Origin of the sequence: Bacillus sp. K2I17, assembly GCF_002209985.1 — a bacterium.
Lineage (GTDB): Bacteria > Bacillota > Bacilli > Bacillales > Bacillaceae_G > Bacillus_A > Bacillus_A wiedmannii.
In genome coordinates, this window is record NZ_NJGF01000001.1 from 401,005 (window position 1) to 421,905 (window position 20,901).

At 36.1% G+C, this 20,901-nt stretch carries 32 protein-coding genes; 13 read left to right on the forward strand and 19 right to left on the reverse strand.

All coding sequences use genetic code 11. The features are described 5' to 3' along the window. Positions 1–4 precede the first annotated feature (4 nt). From spoIIIAG to CER22_RS02280, 8 genes are read right to left on the reverse strand one after another with little or no spacing between them, the layout of a single operon-like run. Positions 5–667 carry a stage III sporulation protein AG gene (spoIIIAG, locus tag CER22_RS02245; protein ID WP_087985167.1) on the reverse strand — a complete coding sequence of 221 codons (663 nt, stop codon included), beginning with the start codon at positions 665–667 and terminating at the stop codon, positions 5–7. Next, a complete protein-coding gene (gene spoIIIAF / locus CER22_RS02250) occupies positions 657–1,289 on the reverse strand; it encodes a stage III sporulation protein AF (RefSeq protein ID WP_001161039.1) in 633 nt (210 codons plus the stop codon). Before spoIIIAF ends, spoIIIAG begins: the two co-directional genes overlap by 11 nt. 12 nt (positions 1,290–1,301) lie before the next feature. After that, positions 1,302–2,474: a stage III sporulation protein AE gene (spoIIIAE, locus tag CER22_RS02255; protein ID WP_000943696.1), complete on the reverse strand. Its 1,173-nt coding sequence runs from the start codon at positions 2,472–2,474 to the stop codon at positions 1,302–1,304. A 10-nt stretch (positions 2,475–2,484) separates the two neighbouring features. Next, entirely contained in the window at positions 2,485–2,868 is a 384-nt protein-coding gene (gene spoIIIAD / locus CER22_RS02260) for a stage III sporulation protein AD (RefSeq protein ID WP_079998460.1), read from the reverse strand. Positions 2,869–2,891: 23 nt separating this feature from the next. After that, positions 2,892–3,095, reverse strand: coding sequence for a stage III sporulation protein AC (gene spoIIIAC, locus CER22_RS02265; protein WP_000020914.1), 204 nt, complete (start codon positions 3,093–3,095; stop codon positions 2,892–2,894). Positions 3,096–3,109: 14 nt separating this feature from the next. Next, positions 3,110–3,625: a stage III sporulation protein SpoIIIAB gene (gene spoIIIAB / locus CER22_RS02270; protein ID WP_000238693.1), complete on the reverse strand. Its 516-nt coding sequence runs from the start codon at positions 3,623–3,625 to the stop codon at positions 3,110–3,112. Further along, positions 3,619–4,545: a stage III sporulation protein AA gene (spoIIIAA, locus tag CER22_RS02275; RefSeq protein WP_088608138.1), complete on the reverse strand. Its 927-nt coding sequence runs from the start codon at positions 4,543–4,545 to the stop codon at positions 3,619–3,621. The genes spoIIIAB and spoIIIAA overlap by 7 nt, the downstream gene beginning before the upstream one ends. A gap of 27 nt (positions 4,546–4,572) precedes the next feature. Then, complete coding sequence (locus tag CER22_RS02280; RefSeq protein WP_000816054.1) at positions 4,573–4,854, reverse strand: YqhV family protein; 282 nt, start codon at positions 4,852–4,854, stop codon at positions 4,573–4,575. Positions 4,855–5,140: 286 nt separating this feature from the next. Between CER22_RS02280 and CER22_RS02285 the strand changes: the two genes are divergently transcribed. Then, positions 5,141–5,461: a hypothetical protein gene (locus CER22_RS02285; protein WP_060488302.1), complete on the forward strand. Its 321-nt coding sequence runs from the start codon at positions 5,141–5,143 to the stop codon at positions 5,459–5,461. A gap of 37 nt (positions 5,462–5,498) precedes the next feature. On the opposite strand, the gene efp is transcribed toward CER22_RS02285, so the two are convergent. From efp to CER22_RS02305, 4 genes are read right to left on the reverse strand one after another with little or no spacing between them, the layout of a single operon-like run. Beyond that, positions 5,499–6,056 (reverse strand): elongation factor P, encoded by a 558-nt coding sequence (efp, locus tag CER22_RS02290; RefSeq protein ID WP_000626521.1) that lies wholly within the window; start codon positions 6,054–6,056, stop codon positions 5,499–5,501. Positions 6,057–6,077: 21 nt separating this feature from the next. Beyond that, positions 6,078–7,139 carry a Xaa-Pro dipeptidase gene (gene pepQ, locus CER22_RS02295; protein WP_088608139.1) on the reverse strand — a complete coding sequence of 354 codons (1,062 nt, stop codon included), beginning with the start codon at positions 7,137–7,139 and terminating at the stop codon, positions 6,078–6,080. A 4-nt stretch (positions 7,140–7,143) separates the two neighbouring features. Continuing rightward, the gene (gene aroQ / locus CER22_RS02300) at positions 7,144–7,584 is read right to left on the reverse strand and encodes a type II 3-dehydroquinate dehydratase (RefSeq protein WP_000757087.1); all 441 of its coding nucleotides are present in this window, start codon (positions 7,582–7,584) and stop codon (positions 7,144–7,146) included. A 52-nt stretch (positions 7,585–7,636) separates the two neighbouring features. After that, a complete protein-coding gene (locus tag CER22_RS02305) occupies positions 7,637–8,125 on the reverse strand; it encodes a YqhR family membrane protein (RefSeq protein WP_000076890.1) in 489 nt (162 codons plus the stop codon). Positions 8,126–8,369: 244 nt separating this feature from the next. On the opposite strand from CER22_RS02305, the gene CER22_RS02310 reads away from it, so the two are divergent. Further along, positions 8,370–9,290 carry a DUF1385 domain-containing protein gene (locus tag CER22_RS02310; protein WP_000807116.1) on the forward strand — a complete coding sequence of 307 codons (921 nt, stop codon included), beginning with the start codon at positions 8,370–8,372 and terminating at the stop codon, positions 9,288–9,290. Between the two features lie 78 nt (positions 9,291–9,368). Further along, entirely contained in the window at positions 9,369–9,770 is a 402-nt protein-coding gene (locus CER22_RS02315; RefSeq protein WP_001014467.1) for an SA1362 family protein, read from the forward strand. Here the strand turns inward: CER22_RS02315 and CER22_RS02320 are convergent. The 3 genes from CER22_RS02320 to splB form a co-directional block, all read right to left on the reverse strand. Further along, a complete protein-coding gene (locus CER22_RS02320; protein WP_048546402.1) occupies positions 9,767–10,429 on the reverse strand; it encodes an HAD family hydrolase in 663 nt (220 codons plus the stop codon). The two genes, CER22_RS02315 and CER22_RS02320, sit on opposite strands and share 4 nt — an antisense overlap. Positions 10,430–10,483: 54 nt before the next feature. Beyond that, positions 10,484–10,912 carry a transcriptional regulator MntR gene (gene mntR / locus CER22_RS02325; protein ID WP_001143070.1) on the reverse strand — a complete coding sequence of 143 codons (429 nt, stop codon included), beginning with the start codon at positions 10,910–10,912 and terminating at the stop codon, positions 10,484–10,486. 144 nt (positions 10,913–11,056) lie between these two features. Continuing rightward, positions 11,057–12,082: a spore photoproduct lyase gene (splB, locus tag CER22_RS02330; protein ID WP_000802100.1), complete on the reverse strand. Its 1,026-nt coding sequence runs from the start codon at positions 12,080–12,082 to the stop codon at positions 11,057–11,059. A gap of 156 nt (positions 12,083–12,238) precedes the next feature. Between splB and CER22_RS02335 the strand changes: the two genes are divergently transcribed. The 4 genes from CER22_RS02335 to CER22_RS02350 all read left to right on the forward strand — a co-directional run bounded on the left by CER22_RS02335 (position 12,239) and on the right by CER22_RS02350 (position 14,964). Continuing rightward, complete coding sequence (locus CER22_RS02335; RefSeq protein WP_000556083.1) at positions 12,239–12,556, forward strand: PadR family transcriptional regulator; 318 nt, start codon at positions 12,239–12,241, stop codon at positions 12,554–12,556. 5 nt (positions 12,557–12,561) lie between these two features. Further along, positions 12,562–13,248, forward strand: coding sequence for a DUF1129 family protein (locus CER22_RS02340; protein WP_088608140.1), 687 nt, complete (start codon positions 12,562–12,564; stop codon positions 13,246–13,248). 7 nt (positions 13,249–13,255) lie between these two features. Then, positions 13,256–13,924 carry a DUF1048 domain-containing protein gene (locus CER22_RS02345; RefSeq protein WP_088123385.1) on the forward strand — a complete coding sequence of 223 codons (669 nt, stop codon included), beginning with the start codon at positions 13,256–13,258 and terminating at the stop codon, positions 13,922–13,924. Between the two features lie 200 nt (positions 13,925–14,124). Continuing rightward, positions 14,125–14,964 carry a hypothetical protein gene (locus CER22_RS02350; protein ID WP_000111931.1) on the forward strand — a complete coding sequence of 280 codons (840 nt, stop codon included), beginning with the start codon at positions 14,125–14,127 and terminating at the stop codon, positions 14,962–14,964. A 28-nt stretch (positions 14,965–14,992) separates the two neighbouring features. On the opposite strand, the gene CER22_RS02355 is transcribed toward CER22_RS02350, so the two are convergent. Then, positions 14,993–15,829 carry a lipoate--protein ligase family protein gene (locus CER22_RS02355; protein ID WP_000514071.1) on the reverse strand — a complete coding sequence of 279 codons (837 nt, stop codon included), beginning with the start codon at positions 15,827–15,829 and terminating at the stop codon, positions 14,993–14,995. A gap of 170 nt (positions 15,830–15,999) precedes the next feature. On the opposite strand from CER22_RS02355, the gene CER22_RS02360 reads away from it, so the two are divergent. Further along, a complete protein-coding gene (locus CER22_RS02360; RefSeq protein ID WP_000108656.1) occupies positions 16,000–16,383 on the forward strand; it encodes a rhodanese-like domain-containing protein in 384 nt (127 codons plus the stop codon). Positions 16,384–16,422: 39 nt separating this feature from the next. Here CER22_RS02360 and CER22_RS02365 read toward each other — a convergent pair whose 3' ends face one another. Then, positions 16,423–16,959: a DNA polymerase III subunit delta gene (locus tag CER22_RS02365; protein ID WP_142293423.1), complete on the reverse strand. Its 537-nt coding sequence runs from the start codon at positions 16,957–16,959 to the stop codon at positions 16,423–16,425. 314 nt (positions 16,960–17,273) lie between these two features. On the opposite strand from CER22_RS02365, the gene CER22_RS02370 reads away from it, so the two are divergent. The 5 genes from CER22_RS02370 (at position 17,274) to CER22_RS02390 (ending at position 19,924) form a co-directional block, all read left to right on the forward strand. After that, a complete protein-coding gene (locus tag CER22_RS02370) occupies positions 17,274–18,251 on the forward strand; it encodes a LacI family DNA-binding transcriptional regulator (protein WP_001273975.1) in 978 nt (325 codons plus the stop codon). 98 nt (positions 18,252–18,349) lie between these two features. Continuing rightward, positions 18,350–18,931 carry a TetR/AcrR family transcriptional regulator gene (locus CER22_RS02375; protein ID WP_002107720.1) on the forward strand — a complete coding sequence of 194 codons (582 nt, stop codon included), beginning with the start codon at positions 18,350–18,352 and terminating at the stop codon, positions 18,929–18,931. A 71-nt stretch (positions 18,932–19,002) separates the two neighbouring features. Then, positions 19,003–19,335 carry a DMT family transporter gene (locus CER22_RS02380; RefSeq protein ID WP_000312344.1) on the forward strand — a complete coding sequence of 111 codons (333 nt, stop codon included), beginning with the start codon at positions 19,003–19,005 and terminating at the stop codon, positions 19,333–19,335. A 1-nt stretch (position 19,336) separates the two neighbouring features. Continuing rightward, positions 19,337–19,651: a DMT family transporter gene (locus tag CER22_RS02385; protein WP_000312623.1), complete on the forward strand. Its 315-nt coding sequence runs from the start codon at positions 19,337–19,339 to the stop codon at positions 19,649–19,651. Positions 19,652–19,666: 15 nt separating this feature from the next. Next, positions 19,667–19,924, forward strand: coding sequence for a DUF3975 family protein (locus tag CER22_RS02390; RefSeq protein ID WP_088608141.1), 258 nt, complete (start codon positions 19,667–19,669; stop codon positions 19,922–19,924). Positions 19,925–19,940: 16 nt separating this feature from the next. Here CER22_RS02390 and CER22_RS02395 read toward each other — a convergent pair whose 3' ends face one another. Both CER22_RS02395 and CER22_RS02405 read right to left on the reverse strand, forming a co-directional pair. Continuing rightward, positions 19,941–20,126: a hypothetical protein gene (locus CER22_RS02395; protein WP_048531110.1), complete on the reverse strand. Its 186-nt coding sequence runs from the start codon at positions 20,124–20,126 to the stop codon at positions 19,941–19,943. A 250-nt stretch (positions 20,127–20,376) separates the two neighbouring features. After that, positions 20,377–20,898 carry an ABC-2 transporter permease gene (locus CER22_RS02405; protein WP_088608142.1) on the reverse strand — a complete coding sequence of 174 codons (522 nt, stop codon included), beginning with the start codon at positions 20,896–20,898 and terminating at the stop codon, positions 20,377–20,379. Positions 20,899–20,901: the final 3 nt, after the last annotated feature.

Sequence of the window (20,901 nt, forward strand, 5' to 3'; positions counted from 1 at the left end):
CCTATCAATTTTTCGGTGAAACTGAAACGCGATGGGCTGGTACATCTAGCAGCCGTATGACAGCTTCTTTTACCATCGCTTTAACTTGTATATTATCCACTCCCTTTGCTACGACAAGAACACCTCGCACTTTCGGTTTCTCTGTTCGTAAAACAACGGGAGTTTCTTTATCCCCTTCACGTATAATGACGGTCTTTTCATCAAGGGACTCATCTTCTACTTTCCTCTGACCGCCTGTTTTATCTGTTTCACCTGTTGTTTGTGAACGTTTCACTGTATTTTTTTCTAATATTTTTTCTTCAGATGAATCTAAATTCACTTTAATCGTTACATTTTTTACTCCCGCTATTTCTTCTAAAGCTGCTTTTAATTCTTGTTCATACGCTTTTTCATACTTTTCTACATTTGACATACTATCATTATTTTTTTGTCCAAAAGTTGGTACGTCTTTTTCTTGGTTTTGCGTTTTTTGTTCTTTAAATACAGGTACTTCTTCTTTTTTACTTGAAAAAAGACTACTAGAAAACATAAGCAAAATCCCAAGTATGAGTAGGACAAGTAAAAACTTAGGTGTTATCTTTTTTCCCTTCTCATTGCTTTCTTTTTCATCCCCATTCAATAAGTTTCGAAAAAATGAGAACTTCGAATTTTTATCTTTATTGTCCATTTACTCTACCTGTCCTCCCTTCCATTTGAACTTGGATTTGTTTATTCTCTAGTTGCCATCTGCTTGAAAAGAAATCTTTCATTTCCACATTCGTTTCTTCTACTTTTTTCGGAGGTTCCTTCGTGTTAATTTCAACTGGTTTTACTGTTTCGATTGCATCATTTTTACTACGTTCTTTTTCTTTCAACGTCACAACAACAGTTTGAATATCTTTTGCTGACTTTACTTCCGCTGTACTTTCCGCTGCGACTATTTGTATTTCAGAGACTGTCATACCATACTTTTTCTCGAATTCTTTTCCTACTTCTTTTTTCATTTTGGTAGCCATCTCTTCTAAACTATATGCACGTGTTAGAGCTTGTATTTCTTTTTTCTTCGAATCTATTGAATTTTTTACAGATCCTTCTGCTACGTACTTCTCTTCATTAAAATTTGCGATTACTTCATTCACATCTGTTTGCAGTAGTTTAAAAAGGGGCGTTAAGATTAAAACAACTAATAATAGACTTACAACGAATTTAACGTACTTTTGCAAATTTGAATTTGGAAGAATAAGATGAAGCATTGTCGCTAAGAGTAAAAAAACGATAATATTTCTAATCCACTCTGTAACAAATTGCATACCCTTCACCTCCTACCGCATCATAAGTGTAATGTTCCCCGCAGCAATAATAATTGTGATACTTAAAAAGAACATAAATGATACGATAGCTAAGCAAGCAAATACATAAATGATGCTTCGCCCGATAATATCTAAACATTGAATAATTGCTCCGCTGCCAACTGGCTGTAATACTGCTGCTGCGAATTTATAAATAAACGCGATACAAAAAATTTGAATCGCTGGAAAAGCAACAATTAAGCATAGAATGACGAGCCCGATAATTCCGACTGTGTTTTTTAATAATCCCGATGCACTAATAACAGTATCCGCCGCCTCTGTAAACATTCTTCCTACTACGGGAATAAAGTTCCCTGTTACAAATTTAGCAGTTTTCACAGCTATTCCATCAGCAACAGCTGTCGCTGTTCCTTGTACAGATAATACCCCTAAAAAAATCGTTAAAAAAATACCGATAATCCCAACGCTAACGTTTTGCAGAAGCTTGGACAATTTCGTAACTTTATATTGATCACTCATCGTACTTACAATACTTAATATCGTTGCAAGTAATAAAAGTGGTAGAACGATATAATTCATCAAAAGCCCGCTCGTGTTCATTAAAAAGATGATAATCGGATGAAAAAACGATACAGATACAACACCACCTCCAGTTGCTATGAGTGCAAGCAAGATTGGCAATAGCGCTAATATGAAATCTACCATTGTTTGTATCGTTTCTCTTGCATATGTCATGACGACATAAAAACTATTTAAAGCGAAAATAATAAGTACCATATATACAACTGCATCCGCAATTTTACTTACACTACTCTTTGAAAATGCAGATTGCAGTGATTGCAACAATGCACTAAAAATTGTAAGCATAATGAGCGTTCCCAGCAGCTTCCCATTTGCAACAAGCTCGTGAAATAAATACTTTAATAAACCTAGCATCCACTCTTTTATAGAAATTTCTTTTTCTCCCTTTACAAACTCCATAAAACTACCTTTTTGACTCTCTGGTAAATAACCTCCATATTTTGTAACAAGCCCGTCCCAAAATTGCTTCACATCTTCAATTCCGAGCTTATCCAATTGTTGATCAACGACGTTTGTTTCTACAGGAGAAGCTTGTACAACAACCGGTAAAGAAAAGAAAAGGAAGCAAGCAAATAGCAGCTTAGCTCCAAACCCCCTCAACATTCACTCCCCCTTATCCCGTCGGTAAAAATCCGAGAATAGTTTCAATGACAACCGTCAAAATAGGAATCGCCATTACTAAAATCAAGATTTTTCCAGCTAATTCAATTTTCGAAGCGATTGCCCCCTGCCCTGCATCTTTTGTAATTTGTGCTCCAAACTCAGCAATATAAGCAATTCCAATAATTTTTAGCAACGTTTCTACATATACGTTGCTAACTTTTGCTTCACTCGCTACTCTCTCAATCATTTGTAAAATAGAGTGAATTTGATCAATTAAAAGAAGAAACATCACGCTACCTACGAACACAATAAATAACGACGTAATGCTAGATTTATGCTGATTCAATACAGCTGCTAAAAACGTAGCAACGAGGCCTAATCCGACAATTTGTATAATTTCGATTCGAACCGCCTCCTTTACTGGAAGAGAAAGACACTCTTAATCTTGTCGAATAGCGTATTAATTAAAAATGCCACATGAAATAAAATAACGACAAAACCGACAAGGATAACCCAATTTGCAATATCCTCTCGCTTTAATTCTTTTAGTACGGTATGAATAAAAGCTAAAACAATGCCGATTCCGGCGATTTGAAATATTAATCCAACATCAATGGACATCGCCTTTCTCCCTCCTATAGCAGTAAAATTACGATAAGTAGACCCGCTAGTACCCCTAAGCTCTTGATCATTTTTTCGTATTGCAGTTGTAATGCTTTCGCTTCCTCTTCTTCTCTCTCTAAATGTGTAATACATAAGCGAATATGTTTTTGTTGTGATTCTCGATCATGTTGTCCGAGCGTTTCGCCAAATTGCTGCAAAATTTCGTACTCAGTTTGTTGAAATGCTGTTAGCTTCCAATTTTCTTTCAAACTATCTATCCAAGCTTCTCTTACTGTTTGTTCTCCGCCTTCTAGCCTTCTAGCAAAACTTTGAAATATCCAATTTAACGGCTTAGGCATTTGTTTCACTAATCGCTCGGCAGCTTCAGACAAAGGTGTGTGCCCATACATAATTTCTGCCTCTAATGATTGAAGTGCCGCTTTTAATAATCTAAGTTGCCTTGGTCTCTCACTGTATCTTTTAGCGTATGAAAATCCGAAAAAGGTGCTGACCGCAACGATTAACACTGCACCAAATATTTTTACCATACGCCCTCAGCCTTTCTATGAGGTAATACCGATTTTCCATATTTATCTTTTACTTGCATAACTGTTCCTGGCCCTCTTGCTTTTGATAGCTCCACAAACCTATCAAATATACCGAGCTCCAGCACCGCTTTTAGTGATGGACGTTTCACAACATCATCATAAGAAAATCCATGTGCGCTTATAAAAAGCTGAACCCCAGCATGCACCGCCTCCATAATTGCTTCACTATCTTCTTTACGTCCAATTTCATCTACAATCAAAACATCTGGACTCATAGAACGAATCATCATCATCATTCCTTCAGCTTTTGGACATGCGTCTAACACATCTACTCGTGTGCCGAAGTCATATTGCGGAATACCTTTCACGCAGCCTGCAATTTCTGACCGCTCATCAACAATCCCCACTTTACAAGAAGGAATTTTCGAAACACTTACACCTTGACTCATGCAACGTGCTACATCTCTTAAAAGTGTTGTTTTCCCCGTTTGCGGTGGGCCAATTACCATCGTGTTTAACCATCGTGATTCATACAAATACGGCAAAAGTGGTTCAGCAATTCCTATTTTTTGACGAGCGATACGAATATTAAAGGAAGAGACATCTCGAATCATTTTCACTGCGCTTTTTTCTGTAATGACTTTTCCAGCTAAGCCGATTCTATGTCCTCCTCGAAGTGTCACATACCCACGTTTTAATTCCTCTTCCATCGTATAAATTGAGAATTGACTTAACTTATTCAATAAGTAAATGGCATCCTCTGCTGTAACGATATAGTCATAAAAAAACACTTCGCCATGAGCAATACACTCTAGCGGTCTTCCAATTCGAACACGAATTTCCTCTAGAGCATCGTATTGCTTACAACTTTCCACTAGCTGCTTCATCGTTTTCGGTAAAACTTCTAATACTTCTTTCATCAGCTTCTCCCCACTATACTCGACTTACTATTTCAACAACGCGATAAAAATGCAGCCAATTCCAAGCGCTAGAAAAAAGAGTTTCAAGAAAGAAATCTCACTTGCCACACTCGCTATGCCTATTGTCATTGTTAAAATTAATACGGTCGGTCCAACAAACGCCAACATACCATTTATAAACAATGCTTTCTTCGCATCATTCACATAAAGCATAAGCAAAGCGGCGAATATTTCCGCGCTACCTGAAAACAACCGAAGTAACCCCATTACAAGCACGGATGTTTCCATTGCCGCTAGCCACTGTTTCATTCTCCCACCTTCTCCCATAACGGTTACTAATGCTATATGCTGAAAAAGAATATATTTGTACAACCATATGCAGGGGTTGTCTATTTCAGAAGTAAAAACATAATATTTCTCTATCCGTAGTCCGAATATTCGTATTGTCTAATGGGGTATTATGGTATATTCAGTAGTGATGGGGAGTATAGACGATGCAGCATGAGAGATAGAACTAAAGTCATCTCGTGTACTACATATCGTATCGCGCCATTTTTTAAAAATTGACTATATGTGCAAAATGAGGGGGGAAAGTATGAAGGTATTGAAAATTAGTTTAACAATTGTAATAGAATTAGCTCTTATTTATCTTTTTTCAAAATTGGTCAGTTGGTCATTTATGGAGACCTTTTTCCTTGGTAGTTTAGCGATATTTGCAATTATGTGGTTAATTATTATGAATACTCATAGAAACAACATTACGGATCACGCAATAAGTAAAACACTGACTGGCGTTGAGACTGGCGAAATAAAACCATTTCAAATTGTTTTCACTCCATATATGGCGGGTACTCTTTCACTTGTTTTAGTTAGTTTTATTATCACTGCTATTTACTATCTACCCTATTTCCTATAAAAAAAAAGCACTCGTGATGATCACGAGTGCTTTTCTACTATGCACGAGAAACGTATTTACCTTCACCAGTGTTGATGATAAGCATTTCGCCTTCGTTAATGAAGATTGGTACTTGTACAACAAGACCAGTTTCTAATGTAGCTGGTTTTGTTACGTTAGAAGCTGTATCGCCTTTAATACCAGGCTCTGTTTCTGACACTTTTAATTCAACTGTGTTCGGAAGTTCAACACCAAGTACTTCATCTTGGTATGTCATAATAGATACTTCCATGTTTTCTTTTAGGAATTTAAGTTCGCGCTCGATTTGGTTTTCACCAAGTTCGATTTGCTCGTAAGTTCCGTTATCCATAAATACGTGAGACTCACCGCTCGCGTATAAGTATTGCATACGACGGTTTTCGATGTGTGCTTTTTCTACTTTTTCACCTGCACGGAATGTTTTCTCTTGAACAGATCCTGTGCGAAGGTTACGTAGTTTAGAGCGAACGAATGCAGCACCTTTACCTGGCTTTACGTGTTGGAAATCCATTACTTGCCAAAGGGCATTGTCCACTGAAATTGTTAAACCTGTACGAAAATCGTTTACTGAAATCATGTAAAAAAATCCTCCTGTATATTACAAAATAATAAGTTCTTTTGGTGATTTCGTAATTACTTCATTACCTTCACTTGTTACAATGATATCATCTTCAATACGTACGCCGCCAATACCTGGAATATAAATACCTGGTTCTACTGTTACAGCCATTCCTGGTTCAAGTACTGTATCAGAACGGAACGCTAAACCTGGTGCTTCATGGATTTCAAGACCAATTCCATGACCAGTAGAGTGTCCAAAGTATTCACCATATCCTTTTTCCGTTATGTAATCGCGCGTTAACGCATCCGCTTCACGGCCTGTTAAACCAGCTTTAATACCGTTCACACCACGTAATTGTGCTTCTAAAACGATATTATAAATTTCTTTCAATTTATCAGATGGTTCACCAACTGCAATCGTACGAGTAATATCAGAACAATATCCTTTGTAATAAGCGCCGAAGTCTAATGTAACGAAATCTCCTGTTTCTATCACTTTTTCAGATGCCACGCCGTGCGGTAATGCCGAACGAAGACCTGAAGCAACGATAATATCAAACGAAGAAGATGTTGCTCCTTGTTTTCTCATGAAAAATTCAAGTTCATTTGACACTTCAATTTCAGATACTCCCGGGCGAATGAATGATAGAATATGTTCAAAGGCAGCATCTGCAATCTGTGCAGCTTCCTTTAATATCTTAATCTCTGAATCAGTCTTTATCAAGCGTAACTTTTCTACAAGCCCAGAAGTTGGGATAAATTCAGCATCGATTACTTCTTTATGCGCTGAATAAGAACTATATGTAAGAGTATCTTGCTCAAAGCCAAGCTTTTGAATTCCCAGTTCCTTCACTTGCTTTGCAACTTCATCAATGATTAATCCTGCATGCTGTACAATCTCGTATCCAACCGCTTGTTTACTAGCCTGCTCTACATAACGGAAATCTGTAATAAATTGAGCACGATTTTTCGAAATCAGTACAACACCAGCTGTTCCTGTGAAGTTAGCCATATATCTACGACTATGTTCATTTGTTAACAAAATACCGTCAATACCAGCCTCATCAAATGCACTTCTTACTCTTTCGACTTTCTCCATTACTTTATGCCTCCCTCAATTTCTCCATTAATGCAAATAACGCTAACTTATAGCCATAAAAACCAAATCCAACAATTTGTCCCGCACAAACAGCTGCCGTCACAGATTCGTGACGGAACGACTCACGCTGGTGAATGTTAGAAATATGTACTTCAATAACAGGAATCGAAATGCTCGCAATTGCATCTCGAATCGCATAGCTATAATGCGTAAATGCTCCAGGATTTAAAATGATCCCTTCATATATATCTTCCGCCTCATGAATACGATCGATAATCGCACCTTCATGATTCGATTGGAAACATTCTAACTCCACTCCCATTGTTTCTGCTTCTTGCTTCATATCTGCTTCAAGTGTCGCTAGCGTGCCCTTTCCATATACATTTACCTCCCTGACACCGAGGCGATTTAGGTTAGGACCGTTTACGAGGAGTACCTTTTTCATATGTTTAAAACTCCTTAATATTAAATATCTATACAACATTTTAACATAGGAGTCACTTATTTGAATAGTTTGTCTTCTCTTCCCCTTCTCGCTCAGCTTTATTGGTATTTACTGCGTAGGAAACAGAGTATGCTATAAACACACCATACAATATAAAAATACATATCGTCGTCACAATTGTTTCTTTCGGTAAATGGAGTGCACTTTTAATGGCAGGCGCTATTAATCCCATTCCGAAAAATAGTAACGCCCACCAAAATAGCCCATAAATCATCCCTGGAATAATTCCTTCAAACTTTGCCAAAAACGCTTTATACAAAAAGGCAATTAAAATCGAAAGTAGTCCCATACAAACAATTCCTGACACATTGCCCCATACCCCTTCTTTCCAGCTTCCAAAGGCAAATGGTAAAAGTAAATAGTTCGGTCCTGCTTCCGTAAATGAAAATATATGAAGGAAATACCATATCCCCCCCCAAAAGATTCCACCAAATAAACCAATTTGTACAAAATTCCTTGTTCCTAATTGTTCTTGACTCACATCGACACCTCCGCTCAATAGTATGCCCGAAACTATTTTGAACCATGTTTAAATACTGCGAAATTTGTCTATAAAAAGAATAAGAAATATCCGACTCTCGTAACATTTTTCCTTGTCATATACTTGTATTTGTCGATAAAATAAAGGAAACTCGGTGATTGTCTTATTTCAAAATGACAGAACCCAGTATGACAATTGCCTCTTTTTCTACATAAGAGAGAAACAAATACAGGTTGGTGTTAACATGGCAGAAGAGTCAAAACAAATATATGGCGGGCAAGCAGTCATAGAAGGAGTTATGTTTGGCGGTAGAGAATATACTGTTACAGCGGTTCGTCGTAAAGACAAATCGATTGAATTTTATCGATTACCACGCGTTCGTAATAAAGCATTATCTATCCTGAAAAAAATTCCATTTTTACGAGGGATTGCCGCTATTGTGGATGCAAGTGCGAATGGAGCAAAACATTTAAACTTTGCTTCAGAACGATTTGATGTCCACCCAGAAGAAGACGAACAAATTGCAAATAACAAAGAAGAACAATCGAAATTAACGATGGTATTAGGAGTTGCAGCAGTTGGCGTTTTATCTTTCATATTCGGTAAAGTCATTTTCACAGCAGTTCCTGCACTACTAGCTGAATTAACAAGACCGATTTTCCCTTCTCATACAGGGCAAATCATTGTCGAAAGTGTCATTAAGCTCATGCTATTATTGAGCTATATATACTTTATTTCTTTAACCCCACTTATTAAGCGGGTATTTCAGTACCATGGTGCGGAGCATAAAGTAATTAATGCCTATGAGAATAATCTTCCAATGACTGTAGAAAATGTTCAAAAACAAACTCGCCTTCATTATCGCTGTGGCAGTAGCTTTATTATATTTACAGTCATTATTGGAATGTTTGTTTATTTCCTTGTCCCTACAGATCCACTTTGGGCCAGAGTCGTAAACCGAATTTTATTAATTCCAGTCGTTCTCGGCATTTCTTTTGAAGTGTTACAATTTACAAATCGATTACGCGATATTCCAGTATTACGCATACTTGGATATCCCGGATTATGGCTGCAACTATTAACAACGAAAGAACCAACAGATGATCAAGTGGAAGTAGCCATTGCATCGTTTGAAGAATTATTACGTTTAGAAAACAAACAATAATTATTTAAAATTGGTGTTCAACTCCTTTCCTCATCGTTAATATACTAATTTAATATATGTTTTTAGGAGGTGTCCCTTATGAACGGTCGTTCGTTTACATTCGCTATAGTTATGCTTATTATCGGATTAGCAATATTCGGCCTTGTCTCATCTGTCATTACAAATCCAATGGGTGTATTAAGAAATATTGGGTACATGTTACTTGTTGTCGGTATCTTTTATTTGCTATACAAGATGTTTACAAATTCTAGTGGTTCTGCAAATTCGCAAAGCTCTTATAAGCGTGCAGCGAAACAATCGAACCGCAAACATGGGAAACAAAATGTAGCACCCCTAAGCAATTCTTTCTTGAAATCAAACGCTTCTAATGACAAAGGTAAGAAAGGCGCTCCTTCCACTTTGAAGCGAAAAAGAAAACAATCTCATTTAACTGTCATTGAAGGTAAAAAAAACAAAAAGAAAGACCGTGCTTCCTTTTAGGAAATACGGTCTTTTTTTATATTTTGTAGTACTTCTTTCAAACTTTTATCTTTCATACTTTCAATTCGAAGATGATGATTTTCAAATGGTAAATTCCGTGTCACATCATTAGGTACAACAACGCACTTTAATCCTGCTGCAATCGCTGCTTTTAATCCGTTTAACGAGTCTTCAAATACAACAGCTTCAGACGGATCAATCCCTAAATCTTCTATCGCAATTCGATAAAGTGCTGGATCCGGTTTTACCTTCTCAACATCTTCCCTTGTTTTAATGACTTCAAAATAATCTCGAATTTGTAGCTCTTCCAAAAAAGAAGTAACCCATTCTCTAGATGAACTGGAAGCTAATGCGATTTTCAATCCCATTTCTTTCGCTTCCTCTAAATATTCTTTTACCCCGTCACGAGCTTCTGGTATTTTCATTTTCTCTTTATGTAAAGTTTTCACTTTTTCTTTTAATGCATCCTTGTTAAACTTCTCTTTTAATTGCTCATTTAAATATGCATATAGTACATCATCTGTCGTTCCAATACATTTTGCAAATTCCTCTAAAGGTAACTCCCCACCGTACTCACGAACGGCGTCTCTGAAAGAGTGAAACCATATTGTTTCTGTGTCCACAATTAATCCATCAAAATCAAAAATAATTGCTTTCATAATTTCCCCATCCTTTTCGGTTGAAATAAAAAAGGAAACGACATACGTTCCCCCTTAATTACTTTTCTCTTCATTTGCTTTTTGAACGCCACGAAGTGTTTCCACTCGAATCTCATCTTGTTCAAAATATTGCACTAGATCACCAATGCGGTCAATTGCTTCCCAACTTAAATGATGTTCAATTCCTTCTACATCATTGTAAATTTTACTTTCATCCAAACCGATAATACGCATAAATTGCTCTAGCAAGTCATGACGGTATACGAGACGCTCTCCGATTTTTTTACCTTTTGATGTTAATACAAGCCCTCTATATTTTTCATAAATTAGATATTCATCTTTGTCTAATTTTTGCACCATTTTTGTTACAGAGGATGGATGTACACTCAGCGCTTCAGCAATATCAGATACGCGGGCATAACCCTTTTCATCAATCAACAAATAAATTTGTTCAATATAATCTTCCATACTAGGGGTAGGCATCGGTTTCCTCCATCCAATTTCATTTTGCTCATTCCGTACGAAGCAATCAATAAAATGATACACCAGAAAGAATAACGTGACAAGTTGAAAACAAGCCTAAATATTTAAAAGAAAAAAGAACTTGCATTCCAATACAAGTTCTTTTCATGTAAAATATTGAATTTCTGCGTTAGGAAAAAAGTGATGAATATATCCTCTAATCGTTTCTTCCAATACTTCTGCATCATCTTTTTTATATACGTATTTCCCGATGCCATATCGTCCCCATTTATATTTGCGCTTCTCTTCATCCATTTCAAGCTTCGTATTCGGATAACGCTCTTGAATGACCTTTTTTGCTGGTTTTGTAAAGCGATGTTGAATTAATTCAAATGTTAAATTCGGTATCGACAAATCTTTTAGCGCATTGTACAGTCGCTCAAATAGTTCACGGTATCCTTCTTCCCATCCTTCATGCATATAAAGTGGCGCAACTATAAACCCAAGTGGATAACCCGCGCCCGCTACTTTACGAGCTGCTTCAATTCGTTCTTCAAAAGGTGATGTCCCCGGCTCAAAATTTTTGATTACATACCGTGAATTAATACTAAATCGAAAACGAGTTTTCCCATTATGTTTTGCATCTAATAAATGATCAACGTGCGAATATTTCGTAACGAAACGTAAACGCCCATGCTCACTTTCTCCAATGAATTCAATCGCCCGCTTTAATGCATGTGTTAAATGATCAATTCCAACAATATCTGATGTACAAGCCGCTTCAAACCTTGTTATTTCTGGTGCTCTTTCATCCATATACTGCTTTGCCTTCTCAAATATTTCATCAAGATTGACATACACGCGAACGTAAGGCTTACTCCCAAGTGTTGTTTGCAAATAGCAATAATGACAATGTCCCATACACCCCGTTGCGAGCGGGATTGCATATTCAGCTGACGGTTTTGACGTATCAAACTTTAATGTTTTCCTCACCCCAACGACAAGTGTTGCCTTTGCATTACGATACTTTTGCAAGTCATTTTCACCTGGCAAATTTCTAATTTGATTATGGGATGTCGTTTCACGAATTTCTAATCCCATCTTCGTAAACTTCTCATACAGCTCTTTTCCAAGCGGATATTCGAGTGCCTTCGGTTCAAAGTAAACGAGTTTTGGCATAAATGGTTTCATATACTTCCCTCCTCTCGTTAGTATGGGAAACGATGAAAAATTAACACTCATTAAAGTTTTCCACTCCAGTAACTTGCGTTGCAAGTTACTGAATGTTATAATTTGGATAACAGCTACCTTGCAACGCAAGTTACCTGAGTAAAAGGTGGTGAAATCATGCACAGCCAAATGTTAAAAGGTGTGCTCGAAGGTTGCATCCTATACATCATTTCACAAGAAGAAGTGTACGGATATGAACTGAGTACAAAATTAAATAAACACGGATTTACATTCGTAAGCGAAGGAAGCATATATCCGTTATTGTTACGTATGCAAAAAGAAAAATTGATTGAAGGAACATTAAAAGCCTCCTCACTCGGTCCAAAACGTAAATATTATCACGTAACCGATAAAGGATTAGAACAGCTTGAAGAATTTAAACAAAGCTGGGGAATGGTTTCAACAACGGTGAACAATTTATTACAGGGAGAGTGATAGGGATGAAGGCGAAAGATTTAATCGAACTAAATAACGAAAAGCGTAAATTATTAACTATAGAAAATGAAACCGCCTATAGTGACATGTTAATATACATCCGCTTAGCTAAAGTACCCGAATACCAAACGGAAGAACTGCTAATTGAAATTCTAGATCACCTTATTGAAGCACAACAAGAAGAAAAAAATGCTTATGATATTTTTGGAAAAAACTTACAAACATACTGTGACGAACTAATTGCCGCCCTGCCGAAGCCAAGTTTATGGGAACAATTATCGATTCCTTTATTTATAACTAGTTATCTATTAGCAATATATTTTGCTGTTTCTTCCGTAATTGCATTGGTATTACCCTTATTTTCAAATGAAACACGTTTTAAATTTGTACACATTGATTTCATTTATCTGCTTGTATTTATACTGTCCATACATCTCATCATACGTTTTATCTTCGACTTTATTAACATTGATTTATTTAAAAACAAAACAACTATTTGGAGACATGTAGGGATTTTTTTAATACGCCATAGCCTATGGATACTATTAATCGGGATTTCCTTTTTATTTATTAAACAGCCCTATACTACATTACAAACCTCACCTTGGATTGGTGCTTTACTGGCTATCTCTTGCTATGCACTATACAAAATCTTCTTCAAAAAAGAATATTTTGACTTTAAAAAGGAGTAACGATACGATGACCGAAAAAGAAATGGTTAAGTTAAACAATGAAAAAAGAAAGTTATTAACAGCTGAAAACGAAGCTGCTTACGGTGATATGCTTATTTATTTACGCTTTACTAACGTTCCACAAAAGCAAATGGAGGAATTACTTTTAGAAATATTGGATCATCTTTTAGAAGCACAAGAAGACGGTAAAAATGCACATGATATTTTCGGAAAAGATTTAAAAACTTACTGCGATGAATTGATTAGCTCTTCAGAACATCAGAATACTTTGCAACAAACTGCCGTTATTGGATTTGCAGTTAGTTTATTATTAGCTATTCAAATTGGATATGATACATTCGCTACTCTTATGCAAAAACTATTTTCAGATACAAACGCTTCGGGAATTCCATTTAGTATTCCTGGAACAATATTATCTGCTATCGTTTTAGCAATTGGTGCTTTCATAACTTTTTCTTTATTTAGACGTTTTTCTTTTACAATACTGGTTTCCTGGAAACAAAAAGCAATTCTCTTATTATCAGTATTCGTACCCTTTATCTTATCAGTTTTTTTAAACGTATTTTTTAAAACGAAACCGTATTTATTTTATAATTTATCTATTTGGCAAGGTGCTCTTGTTACACTTTCTTTTTATATTTTGTACAAATTTTTATATAAAACATCTAAATTTTAACAGCCTTTCAAAAGGCTGTTTTTCTTCTGTCTAATTTTACAAATTGAAAAATTTCATAAAGAAAATAAGAAAAATGCAAAATAATTAAAGTTAATTGTTGACGTGGTGCTTTTATTATCGGTATCATAAATCTTCGTGAGCAATTATTTTTCGTTATACGATTTTTTTATTATTACTGAATTTTTGAGAGGAGAAATTAAATGTCAGTTAAGAAGAAAACGCAAGTACGCACCGGCAAAATGGTACGTGAACTAATGTTAGCAGACGAAGATGTAAATGCTTCGCTAATTATGGTATATAGTGAAAACGGTGTAAACGCAGAAATTAAAATCGAGGGCTTAACGCCGAAATGTAACGAAGAATTATTTTTGAGCGGAAACGTGGATTGGAACAAGAGTGTTATTTATAAAATTGTTGATTTCACTGGGAACGCTGAAGTTGGTAAAGTTACATTAACAGCGATGAACAAAAATAATGTTTCTCTAGAAGTTGAACGCGTTATGTGGAGCAAAGAAAATAAAGAAGCTGCTGAGCAAGAAGAAACTGTTGTAGAAGCTACTCCGAAAAAAGAAGTAGTTGTAGAAGCTCCAAAAGCAGTTACACCTGCTCCAAAACCTGTTACGCGAGTAGAAACACCTGCAGCATCTAAACCTACTCCGGTACCGACACCGAAGCCAGTAAGTGTAGAAGCAGCTGTGGAATTATCTACTCCAGCACCTGTGAAAAAAGCAGCACCAACTCCAGTTACAAAGCAAGAGACAGCACCGGTCGCTCCTGCAAAACCGAAGCAACCTGCTTTGACTGAAACAAATACAAAACTACAAGAAAATTATGTGAAACTTGTGAAAAAGACAATTGAAGTTTGTCAAGATTACGAGCTTGGCATCGACATAGATGATTCTATTGAAAGCTTAAAAAAAGAACTACAAAGCCAAGGTATTAGCGTTACATTTGACAAAGAAATTATGGACGTTGTAAATCGCCTTCGTTCTTTACAAGATAAAGGAATCAAAGTAGAAAAAGTACTTAATTTACTATAAAATAATAAGAGGTGGCAATTGCCACCTCTTATTTTTTATAATTCCATTCCTTACTCTCATACTTCTCTTTTGCTAATGTTTGCACTTCATGTAACTGTTCTTCTGTTAATTCATACGGAACAAGCTCTACATCTAATCCTTTTTCAAACCCAACCTCAAACGCTTTAATTAACTGTTCAATTGTAAACGTACGGTCTGTTAATTCATTAATTGCTACCGCTTTAGAAGAGAACATACTCTTCATACGCTCTTTTACACGTTCATTCGGGAATAAAAACAGATCGTATAATTCATCTAAATCTATTTCTAACGGAATCGATCCGTGCTGTAAAATCACACCTTTTTGACGTGTTTGAGCACTACCTGCGATTTTTCTTCCTTCTACTACAATTTCATACCAAGATGGTGCATCAAAGCATACTCCTGAACGTGGATTTTTTAAATTTTCACGGTCTGCTTCTGTTTTTGGAACTGCATAATATGCTTCTAATCCTAATGCCTTAAAACCGTCTAATAAACCTTGCGAAATAATACGATACGCTTCTGTAACTGTTTTTGGCATATTTGGATGATCTTCAGACACAATAACACTGTACGTTAATTCTTTATCATGTAGTACACCCCTGCCGCCTGTTTGACGACGAACGAATCCATATTTCTTTTCGTTAACTACATCCATATTAATATCTTTTTCAACACGCTGGAAATACCCAACTGTTAATGTTGGTACTTCCCATTCATAAAAACGAATGGTTGGTGGCATTTTCTTTTCACTTTGCCAATTTAATAAACATTCATCTAACGCCATATTAAATGCCGGTGAACATTGACCAGAGTTAATATAACACCATTTTTCTTTTCCCATCCTGCACCTCATATAACCAATTATTTTTCACATTCTCTAGTCTACCAAATTCGACAAAATTTGTGAAAGAATACGAAATTTCTTCTTATATGCAAATGAATCTGTTGCATAAATACATACGGGCATTATAATATTGAAAGTAGGATAAGAAAAAAGGGAGCGATAGAACCGTGTCAACAACTTGGATTATTTTATTAGCCGTAATCGTAGCGTTCATCGGCTACACTGTATGGATGTATTTCTATCAGAGAAAATTAATTAAAACACTTTCAGAAGAAGAGTTTCGCGCTGGCTACCGTAAAGCACAGCTTATCGATATTCGCGAAGCAGACGAATATACTGCAGGACATATTTTAGGCGCACGTAACATTCCGTTATCACAAATTCGCCTTCGTCATAAAGAACTTCGCAAAGATCAACCAGTTTACTTATACTGCCAAAGCGGATTCCGTACTGGTCGTGCAGCTCAATACTTAAAAAAACAAGGCTACAAAGATTTCTACCAATTACAAGGTGGATTCAAAACGTGGACTGGAAAAATTAAAAAGAAATAATAACATACAAAAACTAGCTGAATCATTCAGCTAGTTTTTTCATTCCATATTATTTGCAATGTATAATAAATTTTGCTTAATCACATCTTTATCATTCTCTTGTGCATTACGATACAGCAGCTGATATTCAAGTCCTTTCTCTTTCCAAATAAGCGTAGCGAATTCATCTCCTCGCCCAGAGTCATCTTTATTTTTAAAATAAGCGAATGCTCCACTATTCAATTTCATTTGTTCTTGAACTCGCTTCTCTTCCACGAGATTTGGAAAACTATAAGGAAAGTTCGCAACATTTAACTCAATATATTCATGTCTACCTGGCTCCTGCTGTTTATATTTAATCATGACAACAGCCTTCTTTTTTCCAATCGTTCTGACTTCCCCCTTCACATCACTCGTAATGTCATACGGTAAAAACGCTGGCACTTTAAATTTCACTGGAAAATATTTTGGAAGCTCCTTCAGCGGAATTGGATCCGTAACACGATCCATAGTTCCTCCTGTTGTTCCCACAAAGTGTTTTTCTTCTTGCATCGTTTGCTGAAACGAACATGAACTTAGTACGAAACTAGAAAACACGAAACAAATGATTCTTTTTTTCAATTTGTTTCCGCCCTTTCATACCGCCCTCTTAACGAACGAAGCGTTTATATGCTCTTCATATTCGCTTCGCTACCAAACTCCACCTTTGAAAACTTTCCACGTTATTCTCACACATTTTGACAAAACTATTTTGCAAACAAAAAGACCCCTATCATTCTTACGCCCAAGTGAAAAGGTTACGCGAATAAAAAGAAGCCTTATTCATACCATAGTTTGTGAAAAGCTTTTCAGGTCAAGATTTTTTCATTCTTATTATTTTCCCCTTATAATAAGGGAGAGAGGTGATACATATGGCCAATATAAAACAAATTGCAAAAACCGCTGGTGTATCCATATCAACTGTTTCCCGCGTCCTTAATAATCACCCTTACGTAAAAGAAGAAAAACGTAAGCGTGTTCTAGATGCTGTTGAAGAATTGAACTATGCAAAAAATATAAATGCTATTCATTTAATAAAGGGAAAAACATATACAATCGGGGTTATGCTCCCTTTCATTAATCTTCCATACTTCAGTACAATTATTGAAGGAATCGGAAACGAAGCGTTAACAGCTGGATATCACATTAATTTATGTCAAACAAATTACGATAGCCTCGAAGAGATTCGTGTTCTTGAAATGATGAAAATGAAACAATTCGACGGAATGATTATTTGCTCTCGAACGAGTTCTTGGGAACAAATTGAACCTTTCGCAAAATTTGCCCCTATTATTTCATGTGAAAAGATAAAGCATCCCCTCATTTCATCCGTCTACGTAGATCACTATGAAGGCTTCCGTCTCGGCACTGCCTATTTACTCAGTAAAGGCCATGAAAAAATCGGAATCTGTTTAGCAAGAAAAACGAGTGCAAATTCTATGGAGCGCGAAAAAGCATTTGCTGATACGCTGCATAACGAAGGTAAAACGGTACATCCAGATTGGATTTTTCATCAATGCTATACGATGCAGGATGGTGCAAAAATACTTCATCGCATTTTAAACATGAAAAATCGCCCAACCGCTATTTTTACAGCGAACGATCAAGTTGCAGCTGGTTTATTAACAGAGGCGCGAAAACATGGCATTCGGGTCCCTGAAGAACTTGCTATCCTTGGATTTGATAATCATGAAATTTCAAAGGCGTTAGAAATTTCCACAATTGAACACCCCGGTCTCGCAATGGGCTCACATGCTTTTTCTTTATTCCATAAACAAATCCAAAGCGAGCAAATTGCCGGGAAGGCAGAAGAGCTTTCATTCCATTTAATTGAGCGAGATACTGTCTAAAAAAAGAGCGTTACCTGTAGCGCTCTTTTTCAGCTCTTCACCTATTGACTTTATATTTTCCATCTCATATAATGAACCTAACGAACGGTAGGTAGGGGATGAAAATGACAGCAAACCGCATTAAAGCTGTAGCACTTTCTCATTTCGCACGCTACGGCTATGAAGGAACTTCATTGGCAAATATTGCTCAAGAAGTTGGGATTAAAAAACCATCGATTTACGCACACTTTAAAGGAAAAGAAGAGCTATATTTTATATGTTTAGAATCTGCTCTTCAAAAAGATTTACAGAGCTTCACAGACGATATCGAAAAATTTTCAAATTCGTCTACTGAAGAATTGCTCTTACAGTTACTAAAGGGCTACGCAAAACGATTTGGTGAAAGTGAAGAATCAATGTTTTGGTTACGAACTTCTTATTTTCCGCCTGATGCATTTCGCGTACAAATTATCGAAAAAGCGAATGCACACATTGAAAACGTCGGAAAACTTTTATTCCCTATATTTAAACAGGCAAACGAGCAAAGTGAACTGCATAACATTGAAGTAAAAGACGCTCTAGAAGCTTTTCTATGCTTACTGGACGGACTTATGGTTGAACTACTATTTGCAGGTTTAAATCGCTTTGAGACTCGTTTAAACGCCTCTTGGCAAGTATTTTGGCGAGGTCTTTCAAACTGACGGATTGCTCCTTTGCAATGCGTCGTTTTTAAGCCCTTTACCTAACGACTGGTAGGAAGGAGAAATGACATATGGCATGGATTTATGTAATCATAGCTGGTATTATTGAAATCTTTTGGGTGATTGGACTAAAAAAAGCGGAGGCACCACTTGAATGGGCTGGTGTTGCGTTATTAATTACAATTAGTTTCGTCTTATTATTTAGAGCTTATAAAGATTTACCTGTCGGCACTGTATACGCAGTCTTTACAGGAATTGGAGCTGGTGGGATCGTTCTTACAGAGATTTTCGTCTTCGGAGAACCTTTCTCTATTGTAAAAGTTTTATTAATCGGTTTAATCTTCTTCGGAGTAATTGGGCTAAAACGAGTAACAGAAGAAAAAGAAGCGAAGGAGGCCGCATAAAATGGCTTGGGTATTTTTAATTCTAGCTGGTATTTGTGAAATTATTGGTGTACTCTTTATGAAAGTAGCCACTGAAAAGAAAGGCTGGGCACCAAAAGTTATTTTAATCGCTAACTTCGGCGTAAGTTTCTTCTTCTTATCCCTTGCGATGAACACGTTACCGATGGGAACTGCTTACGCGATTTGGACTGGAATCGGAACTGCGGGAAGTGCACTTCTAGGTATTCTTATTTTCCGCGAATCAGCGGATTGGCGTCGTCTTGCCTTCTTAAGCTGCATTCTATGCGGCGCTGTTGGCTTAAAACTATTAAGCTAACGTGAGGTGAATGTCATGTGGAAAGAAAAAGGAAAACAAATGTTAGCATGGATTACACTCGGGAGTGTCATTCTATTGCAAATCAGTTTTCATATAATAGAATGGTTGTTTCATAAAATAGTATCCATTCTTACCTTCCTTCCTAGCATGGCACTTGAAATTGCATCTATTGCTTGGTCAGTTATTGCCTCCATTGCAATCTTCATTATATGGAGTATCGCCAAACTATGGAATAAATTATTTAAAAAGGACAGTACTTCTGAAAAAGAGTAACTGTCCTTTTTTACATTCATTCAGACTTTCTATAGAAGTTTGATGTGATAAGACAAAGAAGACCAACTATGACAATACTTATACCAATTCCTTTATGTAAATTAGGAAATGGTGATGGTATATCTGAGTAAAAATTTGCTAAAATGAGACCGATTGAAAATAAAAATATCCCTATTCTATATAACCATTTTCTTTTGTTCATCATTCTCCCCCCTAAAATTTTTCATACACTCCTTTCTTTTGGACATACTACCTAAAAAAGGAGTGAATACTATGCAAAATTCTATACATAAGCAGATCCTATTTTTATTTTTCCTCTTTCTCATTCTCGTTATCGTTTTCAGCTTTATATTACATACTCCAAAAGATGTTGTACCGAATAGCCTCTCTGTTTATAAACTCTTACTTTCATATTGTCGTTATTGAATAAGGTGCCTTCTATAAGGCACCTTTTAAAATTCTCTCTTCTCATACAATTTCACTGAAACGAAGATAGATACTATGAACATGCATATTGAACTACTGAATAACAAGCTGTTATATAGTTGAATTTGTTCCATGCTGATTTCAAAGAACATAGTACCAATTGCTGTCGGTGCTATTAGTATGAAAACAAAGCCAGAAATCGTAATTACTGTTGTCGTTATAAATTCAAAAGTTCCATCTTCAAATCGATTGATTACTACAGGACTAGACACTATCATACTTATAATAAAAATAATAAGTGCCATTATGTATTTAGCTAACACAATTTGCTTTCTCGCTAGCGGCAAACTATTTACTATTACTTCACTATTATATTTTTTATCGTCATTAAATGTTTTTAAAATTGCTATTACTGGAATTATGGCTGACATAATTATGTAAAAACTTTTCATGTCTATTAATGTCATATACAAGAAAAGAGGGTATATTAAGTGCCATATTAAATACTTCCATTGCACGATAAAGTCTTTAATTATAAGTTGCTTCACAAT